The 9,073-nt window shown below is 66.4% G+C and carries 12 protein-coding genes; all 12 read right to left on the bottom strand.

Annotated features, from left to right (window positions below; genetic code table 11):
- Positions 1–536 (bottom strand): hypothetical protein (locus tag C8K14_RS21790; protein ID WP_133729719.1); only part of this gene is annotated, 536 nt, incomplete at its 3' end.
- Positions 537–539: 3 nt separating this feature from the next.
- The gene (locus C8K14_RS21785) at positions 540–1,031 is read right to left on the bottom strand and encodes a hypothetical protein (protein ID WP_107719200.1); all 492 of its coding nucleotides are present in this window, start codon (positions 1,029–1,031) and stop codon (positions 540–542) included.
- Positions 1,032–1,033: 2 nt separating this feature from the next.
- Positions 1,034–2,527, bottom strand: coding sequence for a hypothetical protein (locus C8K14_RS21780; RefSeq protein WP_107719198.1), 1,494 nt, complete (start codon positions 2,525–2,527; stop codon positions 1,034–1,036).
- Positions 2,527–3,177: a phage tail protein I gene (locus C8K14_RS21775; RefSeq protein WP_107719196.1), complete on the bottom strand. Its 651-nt coding sequence runs from the start codon at positions 3,175–3,177 to the stop codon at positions 2,527–2,529. Before C8K14_RS21775 ends, C8K14_RS21780 begins: the two co-directional genes overlap by 1 nt.
- Positions 3,167–4,126 carry a baseplate J/gp47 family protein gene (locus C8K14_RS21770; RefSeq protein ID WP_107719194.1) on the bottom strand — a complete coding sequence of 320 codons (960 nt, stop codon included), beginning with the start codon at positions 4,124–4,126 and terminating at the stop codon, positions 3,167–3,169. Before C8K14_RS21770 ends, C8K14_RS21775 begins: the two co-directional genes overlap by 11 nt.
- Before the next feature lie 64 nt (positions 4,127–4,190).
- Positions 4,191–4,670, bottom strand: coding sequence for a phage virion morphogenesis protein (locus tag C8K14_RS21765; RefSeq protein ID WP_107719192.1), 480 nt, complete (start codon positions 4,668–4,670; stop codon positions 4,191–4,193).
- Positions 4,670–5,170 (bottom strand): phage tail protein, encoded by a 501-nt coding sequence (locus C8K14_RS21760; RefSeq protein WP_107719190.1) that lies wholly within the window; start codon positions 5,168–5,170, stop codon positions 4,670–4,672. Before C8K14_RS21760 ends, C8K14_RS21765 begins: the two co-directional genes overlap by 1 nt.
- Positions 5,170–5,388 (bottom strand): tail protein X, encoded by a 219-nt coding sequence (locus C8K14_RS21755; protein WP_107719202.1) that lies wholly within the window; start codon positions 5,386–5,388, stop codon positions 5,170–5,172. The genes C8K14_RS21760 and C8K14_RS21755 overlap by 1 nt, the downstream gene beginning before the upstream one ends.
- Before the next feature lie 228 nt (positions 5,389–5,616).
- A complete protein-coding gene (locus C8K14_RS21750; RefSeq protein ID WP_107719189.1) occupies positions 5,617–6,111 on the bottom strand; it encodes a head completion/stabilization protein in 495 nt (164 codons plus the stop codon).
- Positions 6,112–6,220: 109 nt separating this feature from the next.
- A complete protein-coding gene (gene gpM / locus C8K14_RS21745) occupies positions 6,221–6,976 on the bottom strand; it encodes a phage terminase small subunit (protein ID WP_107719186.1) in 756 nt (251 codons plus the stop codon).
- Positions 6,977–7,087: 111 nt separating this feature from the next.
- On the bottom strand, positions 7,088–8,212 hold the full coding sequence (locus tag C8K14_RS21740; RefSeq protein ID WP_107719184.1) for a P2 family phage major capsid protein: 1,125 nt from the start codon (positions 8,210–8,212) through the stop codon (positions 7,088–7,090).
- 48 nt (positions 8,213–8,260) lie between these two features.
- Positions 8,261–9,073, bottom strand: an 813-nt coding sequence (locus tag C8K14_RS21735; protein WP_158271999.1) for a GPO family capsid scaffolding protein, incomplete at its 5' end; no start/stop codon positions are given.

Raw genomic sequence — 9,073 nt, 5'->3', positions numbered from 1 at the left:
GTGTACGTCGCCACGCGCGTGAGCAGCGGGCCGCTCACCGTGTAGAGGGTCAATTGCAGGGGCCCTGCGCCGCGCACATAGAGCGGAATGGTTTCAATGGCGCCGGCCTGCAGGGCAGCATCACGCATCGTTACGGGATAGGTGGTGGCTGCGCCGGCAATTGGCGCGACCGGGCGGCCAATCGTTTGCGTCGCAATCTGCCGCAGCAGGGCAACGGCAGCAGCGTTGTCGGTGGCTGTTGCCTGCAGACTGGCAAGCAGGTTCTGCGCGACCAGCGTCCAGTAATAGGCCCCGCGCGCACCGGCAGGCGCACCAGGGATATCTGCGTCGGTTGCCGCATTGGCGTAGCGGCCAGCCAGGTCCGCCGCCTCCGCTGCTTCATCGCGCAAGTTGCCCGCCTCGGCCAAAACCGGCGCGGCGCCGGCCTCCACCAGCGGCGCCAGATCAACGCGCTTGGCCTCACCATCCTTGAGCACCACCACGGTTTCCGCACCATCTGGTGCGGCGACTTTGGGCAGGTCGGAAATCTTGGCCATGGATCAGCCCTCCACCCACAGCCGGTCGGCCGTGGCGTCAAAATCGGTGAGGTTGGCCGCCGGCATCTGCGCGATAACGGTGACGATGCGGTTGGACGCCGCGCGGATCGCGTCGATCGCGGCACGGCGGGCGAGCGCTTCGGCCAGGCCTGCCGGCGCCGGGGCGCCGGTGGCGGCGGCCAGGGCGGCCTGGGCGATCACGGCGTTGTCGTTGGTCTGCCGTTCGATCGTAGCGATGGCCTTGATCCGGCGCGTTGCTTCGGCATTGACCGCGGTACTCGCCCGCACGCGCAGCTGCTCGATGCTGGGGGGCACCACGGCGGCCAGGACAGGTCGCCCCGCGTCGTTCGGCACGATCTGGCGGCCCTGGGACTGCGCGTCCATCAGCTGGCGATGGCGCAGGCGCGAAATGCGCACCGCGTCCTCGGGCAGGACTGGGTGGTTGGCGGCGTGGAAAAAGCCGCCACGCGCGGCGCTGTAGTAGATGTGGGACATCGTCACACCCCCAGGAAAAATGCGTTGAAGCCGTCGAGGCGCATGTCTTGGCCGTCGTCGGACTGGGTCTGGATCGTGCAGGACGAGAGACCCGGTTCGCCGACGAACTGCAGCCAGAGATCGCGGCTGATCGAGAATGCGGTGTTCCACCCGGTCAGCGAAATGGGGACGACGAACGCGGCGAAGCTGTCGGGGTAAGCGACGGTGAGCACGCGCTCGGTGGTGATCACCTGGCGCACCTGCACCCACATCAGCTTGAGCCCACCGGGCAGCGTCCAATAGCCATTGGGTGTCAGGCTCTTGGGCAGGCCGGCCAGGCCGGCGGGCGTGGCTGCCTTGCCACCTTCGGTGCCCGCCAGGATCTCGGCCGCGCTGGCCGCTGCCAGGTTGATCGTGGGATTGCCGGCGAGCGCACCGCCGCCGGTCAGCAGGCCGCCGGCCGAGACGGTTGCAGCGCCATTGGCCTTGGCGGCCAAGGTGGCGAGGATCGTGGCCAGGCTCGCCGGGGTGAGCACCTTGTCGCCCGCCGCGCCGGCTGCAGCCTCGGCAGCACTGGCGGGATTGAGCGTGAGGGTAAGATCGCCCGCCAGCGTGCCGCCGCCCGAGAGCAGGCCGCCGTTGGTCTGGACTTTGCGTCCGCTGGGCACCGCGCCAACGTCCCCGGCATTGAGCACCACGGCGCCGACCCGGCCATTAACAGATGACACGGGCGCCGGCGTCGAAATCTCGAGCCAATTCGCCAGCGTGCTGGGCGGAAGGGCCTGGAGCACATAGACCAGGCCATTATCGGCGCGCACGGCGAAGTCGCCCACCGTGGCATCGGCCTTGGCCAACATGGCGGCCTGATCAGCCACCGGCCACACGTCGATCAGGTCGATCGCCGGGCGCTGATCGACAGCGAGCTTGCCATCGGCGCCGAGCGTCGCCACGCCGCTCGCTGCGCCGAGCTGGGCCGCGTTGACATAGCCGGCGAGGACTTCGGCCATCACGGCGGGCGTGATGATTTTGTCGCCCACTGCGCCGGCCAGCGCCTCGGCAATGGTTGCCAGCTGGGCCACGCCGGAAACCGTTTCGGTGGCCGGGGGATTGAGAAAACTCGTGTCGCCGAACGTGATCGCGGCTACATCGGCGGCCGCGAGTGTCCAATCGATCGCCAGGTAGAACGTCGCGGCAGCGGCCTTCTCAAGGATCGGATCGGGCTGGCCAAAGACGGCAAACAGCGTGCCATCATTGAGGTAGAGGGCAATGCCGCGAACGGCATAGCTATCGGTGCCGCTGTCACGCAGCGTGAGGTGCACGGTATCCGGTGCCACGGCGAGGCCGGAAACCGTATCGATCCGCTTGAATTCGCCGGGCAGCACCTCCAGCGTGGGCGCGGCCACAAACGCGGCTTGGGTAAGCCCGGCTTCGACGATGTGCACGGTGCGCGTGCCCCCGGCCGGATCGACCATGGCCGCGCGCCCAGCGTCGGTGATTTGCAGGACAAGCGCAGTCATCAGGCACTCCCATCAAGAAATTGGCCGGTGTCGTCGGTCAGCGGCTCGCCGATCTCGTCGGTGATCAGCGCGGCCCAATCGGTGCCGCTGGTGTCCGGCACGGCAGCGACGCGGCGATAGAGCGCGGCATGGGCGGCGCCGGTGGCGGCGGTGGCGCCGGCCACGGCCAGGTCGATCACGACGTCGAAGTGGCTGCGCGCGGGGGAGACGCGGACGACATCGGCAATGATCTGCGCGGTGGTGGCAGCAGACACGCGCGCGCCACCGGCCACACCATCCGTGCCGATCGCAGGCAGATGCACGGCAAAGGTGTGCGGCACGCCGCGCGGCGCTGTCTGGTGCCACTCCACCAGCGTCAACAGGCTGTCGATGCCGGCGAGTGCGGTCTTGACCGCCGTTACGCTGCCCTTGCGCCGCTGATCCTCGATCGCGCGGGCTGTGGCAGCGCGCTTTTCCGCTTCGGACCAATCGGCGTCCCATTTATCGACAGAGAGCGACCAAGCCAGCCACGGCAGCGCGGCGATCGGGCAATGCCATGGATCCCACAGCTGCTCGATCGGCAGGTCGATGTCATCAAAGCGCAGGCCCAGGCGCGCAAGCGCAACCTCGAGCGGAGTGCTGTTGGGTGGGAGCAGGCTGTCACTCGACACGGCCGGCGATCCTCACCGCAGTGCCCACGCAATTGGCGCATTGCGTCTTGCCGATCTCGACGTCTGCCGGGGGCTCGTTAATCAGCGCATTTTGCACACCGGCGACGACGGCGGCGGCATAGAGGCCCGCGCGCGTGATCGAGCGGCCCAGCTTGCGCGAGGTGGCCTTGTAGGCTTCCACGCCCGCCTGCGCGGCGGCGAGCACCACAGTCTCGTCTGGCCCGGAAAACAGCACCAGGTCGATATCGATCTCGTAATCGATGATCTCGGCCGAGCGCACCTGGGGCAGATCGGTGACCGGGCGCACGTCCTCGTCATCGGCAACGGCCAATTCCACCGCCTCGATCTCGTCGTCGCTAGCCGAGCCGTCTCCCAGGCTGGACAGCAACGCCACGATCACGGTGCCCGGCCAGATCGCGCCATCGAGGGCGGCGGTCATATCGGCAACCAGGCCGGCGGCGGCGCCATGGGCGGCCAGCACGCCCAGCACGAGCGCGCGGATATCGTCCGGCCTGGGGCTGGTAACGCTGGCGTCTGCCACGGTGTTCGCGGCCGACAGCGCGTAGAAGCGATAGGCGCTGGCTGGACCAGCTACTGAAAAGGCTTCGGGCGCCAGCTGGATGCGCGCCTTGTATGGATCGTCCAGCTCTCCGGGGAGCCGCTTGACGTTCAGCAGCGCGCCCAGCTGGTCGAGATTGCTGCCAGTGGCATAGGCAAGCATGACCTGCTTGGCCCGCTCGTTGAACTGCTGGCGCAAGAGCAGCTCGCGATAGGCGTAGACCTCGAGCACCTTGACCGCCGGGTCGCTGGTTACCGTGGCGTCAAAGGTGGGCAGATCCTCGACCATCTTGGCCACAGCCTGGGCGCGGATGTCCTCATACGAGAGCTGCTCCACCACCGTTGGGGCGGGGAGCTGGGAAAGGTCAATCGCGGTGGTGCTGTCAGCCATTGCCCCGGCATGGCGCGGCTTCGCGCGCGCGAGGAGGCGCTGGGCGGGTAGAGGCTGGCTCTACCTAATCCGGCTCGATCATTCCGGCCGCGACCAGCATGGCGAGATCTTCATCCTCGTCCGACAGGCCGAGCAGGTGTCGTTCAGGGTAGCGCGCACGGATGCGCTTTCCATTGCGCAGGCGCCCGACCGTAATGGTCTCACCGAACTGGCTCACGCGGCCCATGCGCGCGGTGACTGGGGAAACAGGTGCCAGCTCCACGCCATCCTCGTCGGCATCGATCTTCCACTGTTTGGCCTTGCTCAGGCCGCGAAACATCTTGGCGCCGGCCTTTATGCGTAGGCGGCCCCGGCGGTCATACCGGGCCTTGCGCCGTTCGAACGGGGTGCCGTCCGGGTTGGTGTTGGAGCTGATGCGCTTGAGGTTCGCGCGGCGCAGGGCCTGGCCCAGCTTCATGGCGGTGCGCTTGCGCTCGGCCGGGGATAGTCCATGCAGGATGCGGCCGAACCATTCGTCGAGCCGGGCGAGATCTTCGTCAGCCATCACGCGGCCGGATCGAAGGGAGCAATCTGGCCCTCACCAGTGACGGACACCGCCCTGAGAACGGGGATAGCATCGAGGCCCGGGAAGGGACGATCGTCGGCAAAGAGAGGATCGGGCTCCGCCAGGTATGTGACCTGCATCTTGCCCTGGGCGTTGAGCGCGCAGGTAACGTTCTGGGTAAGGTCGATCTGGATCAGCGCGTCATAGGTTTCGTTGTCGATGACATCGTGATCCAGCGCAAAGGCATCCTTGCCTGGGGCGAGCAGGTCGGGCTGGTTCACCCGTAGCCAGGCGCAGATCACGTAGACCACCGCAGCGATATCGGTGGTCATATCCATGAGCAGGACGTTGACACGGTAGGACATGGTGAAGCCAAACGTCGCCGTCTGCCTGCATTGCACGGTTCCGCGGTCAACCCAGATACGCAGGCGCTCGGGGGAGTTGGCCAGATCCTCGATCGACGTGGCGAGCAGCTGGCGGAGGCTGTCATCCTTGCGCATCAGTCCCACAGGCTCACAGTTTCGAGGGTTTGGGTGGCGGCCGAAGATGAGGCCTCCGGCAGGATTATCGGGCTGCCGGCGGGGAGGCGTGGGCCAAGCGCTGCAAGGCCCGGGTTCAGGTCGAGGACCTGCTCGACCACGGTGCGGGTATAGCCCAGCACGCGCCAGCAGACTTCATCGACGGTTTCGCCTTGGAGGGAGGTGGCAGTGCGGGCCACGTCAATATGCGCTGAAGAAGCGGCCTGCTGCGCCGCATTTCCGGCGCAATACAAGCCACACGCGCCAGCCCCGACGTTCGGTGGCAGCCGGTTTGTTCACCCGGATGATTTCGAGGCCAATCACGGGGCAACTGCGCGCTTTGAGAGGGCGAGAGCAGACGACTTTGCCGCTTTCGCAATTGCTCCACCGGCATTTGATGCAGGGCGTGGGATGTTCGCGGATCGCCATCAGATCAGTCTCACGCGGTTGCGGCCGATTTGCGCGCCACCGATGGAGCGCAGATCGGCCACAGCTCCTAGTGCGACCCGACGGGCTTCATCGGCGGCTGTGTCCTTTTCAGCGGCGCGATCAAGGCCCTGATCGGTGGCGCTGACATCGCGATCGGATGCATAGAGATCGGCGGCGGCGAAATTCGTGACGATGCGCTCCCAAAGCTTAACCGCCAGATTGGCGCCGTTGAGCTGGTCTGCCGTGACATCTTCAAGTTTCGCGATCCCCGCAGCGGCCTTGGCTGTGCGCCAGTCTGCCAGCTCGCGGAATGCGTGCAGCATGCCGCCCTCGATCGCCATGGTCAGCCGCTGGGTCGTGATCGTGCCTTTGCCCAGGCGCACCGAGTAGCGCACGGTATCGAGCTTGACTGCCGGGAACCAGCCATCGGCCACGACCTGCGCACCATCGGGATCCCAAGGGCCGGCAGGGACTGCAATGACGCCAGTGGACATGGTGCGCTTCCTTGAAGGTTTTGGGGGGTGGGGATGGTTGGCTGGGCGTCACCGCAAAGCGGCTGCACAACCCGCCATCCGCCCCCCAGCGCCGTGGGCGATTCGTGGATTAGGTCGTGACGGTGGCGGCCTGCTCTGCGAGGGCTTTCTTCTGGCGCGTGAGCCGGTCGAGATCCTTCCTGACGCCGATGTTGCGGTCGAGGACCAGCGCGCGGGACAGCGTGTTGAGCGCCGCTTCGATATAGGCGGCCTTGCCACCGGCCGGGGCATTGTCGGCCGCCGGGTCGAAATCGTCGGCCTTGCGCGCGAAGCTGCGGCCGAGGGCCTTGTAGAGCTTGGCCAGCGCCGGGTCTGGCATGTCCGCGCCGTGGATCAGTTCGAGCGTGCGCAACAGCGCCTCGTGCGGGACGGTCTCGGCCTGGGCCAAGGCGCGTTCGGCGATTTCCTCGGCGACGACGCACGCAATGGTGCGGGTGAAGCCAGGCAGCACGAGGTGAAAGCGGATCGCGTGCTCGGCCAGGGCAAGTGCATAGTCGAAATCGCGATAGTCGATCGCCCAGAGCATGTTGGTGACGAGGATTTCGTCCTGCGCCGCCTTGCCCTGGTCGCCGGCCTCGAGCGCGCCCTTGATCCAGGCTTCGAAAGCTCCGGCGAATTCGCGCTTCTTGGGGATGCGCGCCTCGTGGCTGGCGATGTCCTTCAGGGCGCGCAGGTTGTCGTGGAGCAGCACGCGCAGAGCAGCGTATTCCTTGCCCTCGGGCGTGCTGGTGTCCGGCTCGGCCGGTGCCGTGCTGTCGGTAGACGGGGCGGCGCCGGCGCGGATGGCCTGCACCCGCTGCTTGTGGCGCCGGAAAGGGCTGCTCATGGGGCTTGGTCCTGTTGCGGGTGGTCCGCAGGGGCACGTGGCCTCCCCTGCGGTGCGCTGGCTCCGGGGTGCCGCCGGCCACGGCAGGTCCCCCTTCGACGCCCTCGGGTATTACGGGCGGTCGCCGAACTCGATGTTCTCGGCCATGACGGCGTAATCGGTGTGCTCGATCACATAGCCTTCGTTCACCGAATTGTAGTCGACCAGCGCGGCCATCAGCTCGGGCTTGTCCTCGATGTAGCGGCGACGCGAGCCTTCCTGGTAGTAGATCGAAAGGTTGCTGCTGTCGGTTGCGTTGGGCTGGCCCAGTGGCGTGATCAGCATGGTCTTTTCCGGGAAGAACGGCACGATCGCCGCAGGGCGCCCGCCGATCTGCTTGGTCGACATGACGATGTCGCTGGTCACCTGATCGCTGGTCGAACGGCCACCATCGATCGTGTCGGCCAGCGGCCGGTTGATCATGGGGAAGTACTTCTCGTCCACCAGATCCTGCGACACGATTACAACGTGGTCGGTCGACGCACGCGCCCAGGCCGGCATGCCAGCGATCAGGTCATAGGCCAGGGCATCGATGTTCTTGTAATCGCCATCGGCCGTGTTGGCATCCTTGCCGATATAGATCGGCTTGGCGGTGCCCGTGGCGGTGGTCACGCCGCCGGCCGTGACCGTGTTGCGGCCCATGACGTGGTCGGGGCGTTCGAGACGCAGCTTCTGCAGCCACCCGATGTTGACATCTTCGCCCATCGGGTTTTCATCAGCATCGGTGTCGGCCGCTGCGGTCAGACCGTGGAAGCCGACCATGATGCGCGAGAGCGCCACCGAGATAGCCACTTGGCGCGAATACCGCGTGGCGAAGTCGGGGAATTTCGACCAGTTGTCGATGGTCTCCCAGGGCAGCCAGGTATCGAACAGGGTGTTCTTGAGCAGGTACTCGCGTTCCTGCATCTGGCCGACGTAGCGGGGCTGGCGCGGCAGGTTCGGGCGGCTGCGGCGCGAGGCAATCATGTTGGTAGCGCCCAAGCCGATCACCTGGCCGGTGAGATCGCGCACACCAGGCACGTTGATGCGCTGCAGGAAGCCCACATTCTCGCGCTGCAGATCCTCGAGCCGCTGTTCCGAGGTCGGATCCAGCGAGAACTGACGGCTGACACCGCGAGGCGCGTTATTGCGCTGCTGGATGGCAGCATAGAGATCGTCGAGCGCCCGGCGGCCGCGATCGGAGAGATTGTAACCCATGTTTTTCAGGTCCTGTGGTGACGGGGTGCGGGGCGGGCGAGCGGCGGCTTAGAAAACGTCGGCATACTTTGCGGCGCTACCGTCCGAGCGGGGGCGGGCGCGATAGTCGTGGGCCGGGGTCTTTTCGAGGTTGGCTTCCAGCTTCTGCAGCTTGACGGCCAGGGCATCGGCATCGGTGCGGAACTCGCTGCGCAGATCGACGACGGCCTTCGAGAAACTGGTGCCGAGCTCCTCGAACAGCGGGCGCAGTAGGGCGAAGTCCATCGTGGCGGGCTGGGCCGGGTCGGCTTGCGGTGTGGGTTCAGTCTTGGTGGCCGGCGTGAATTTGGACGCGACGCGATCCAGCGCGGCGGTGAATGCCGCGATGATGCCAGTGCCGGTGGCTTCGCCATCGTCGGGGAATTCCAGCGGCTCGGGCGTTTCGCCCGCCACGGTGAGCACGCCCGGCAGCGAGCGGTTGAATTCCAGGCGCTGGGTGGCGATCGACGCGGGGCTGTCGGTGAGCGCGCAGCCCATGAGATAGGCGAAGCCCTTGCCCGCAAAGTTCGGCTCGATCTCGATCGAGGGATAGACCTTTTGCCCGGCATCGTTGAGCTTCTTGGCGTCCTCGTTGACATCGAACACGCCAAACAGCGCGGTGCGCGTTTCCTTCTTGCCGTTGAAATTGACGTCGGTCTTGCCGATCGACAGCTCGACCACGTCGCCATAGGCACGAAAGGGGCTTTCCCCCGTGACGCCGCGAATGTGCTCGATGTTGAGCCGCGCGCCATAGGTCTTGGGGTCATAGCTCGAGGCGATCTGCTGCAGCATCGCGTCATCGATGGTGCGGCCATCGACAGTCGAGCCGGCGGTGGCGAGCAG

Source organism: Novosphingobium sp. GV079 (assembly GCF_003058045.1).
Lineage (GTDB): Bacteria > Pseudomonadota > Alphaproteobacteria > Sphingomonadales > Sphingomonadaceae > Novosphingobium > Novosphingobium capsulatum.
This window is presented reverse-complemented; position numbering and strand designations above follow the sequence as displayed.

Excerpts from the sequence above, each read along its gene's own strand:
- C8K14_RS21785 (WP_107719200.1), bottom strand. The coding sequence starts at position 1,031 with ATGTCCCACATCTACTACAGCGCCGCGCGTGGCGGCTTTTTCCACGCC.
- C8K14_RS21780 (WP_107719198.1), bottom strand. The coding sequence starts at position 2,527 with ATGACTGCGCTTGTCCTGCAAATCACCGACGCTGGGCGCGCGGCCATG.
- C8K14_RS21770 (WP_107719194.1), bottom strand. The coding sequence starts at position 4,126 with ATGGCTGACAGCACCACCGCGATTGACCTTTCCCAGCTCCCCGCCCCA.
- C8K14_RS21765 (WP_107719192.1), bottom strand. The coding sequence starts at position 4,670 with ATGGCTGACGAAGATCTCGCCCGGCTCGACGAATGGTTCGGCCGCATC.
- C8K14_RS21760 (WP_107719190.1), bottom strand. The coding sequence starts at position 5,170 with ATGCGCAAGGATGACAGCCTCCGCCAGCTGCTCGCCACGTCGATCGAG.
- C8K14_RS21750 (WP_107719189.1), bottom strand. The coding sequence starts at position 6,111 with ATGTCCACTGGCGTCATTGCAGTCCCTGCCGGCCCTTGGGATCCCGAT.
- gpM (WP_107719186.1), bottom strand. The coding sequence starts at position 6,976 with ATGAGCAGCCCTTTCCGGCGCCACAAGCAGCGGGTGCAGGCCATCCGC.
- C8K14_RS21740 (WP_107719184.1), bottom strand. The coding sequence starts at position 8,212 with ATGGGTTACAATCTCTCCGATCGCGGCCGCCGGGCGCTCGACGATCTC.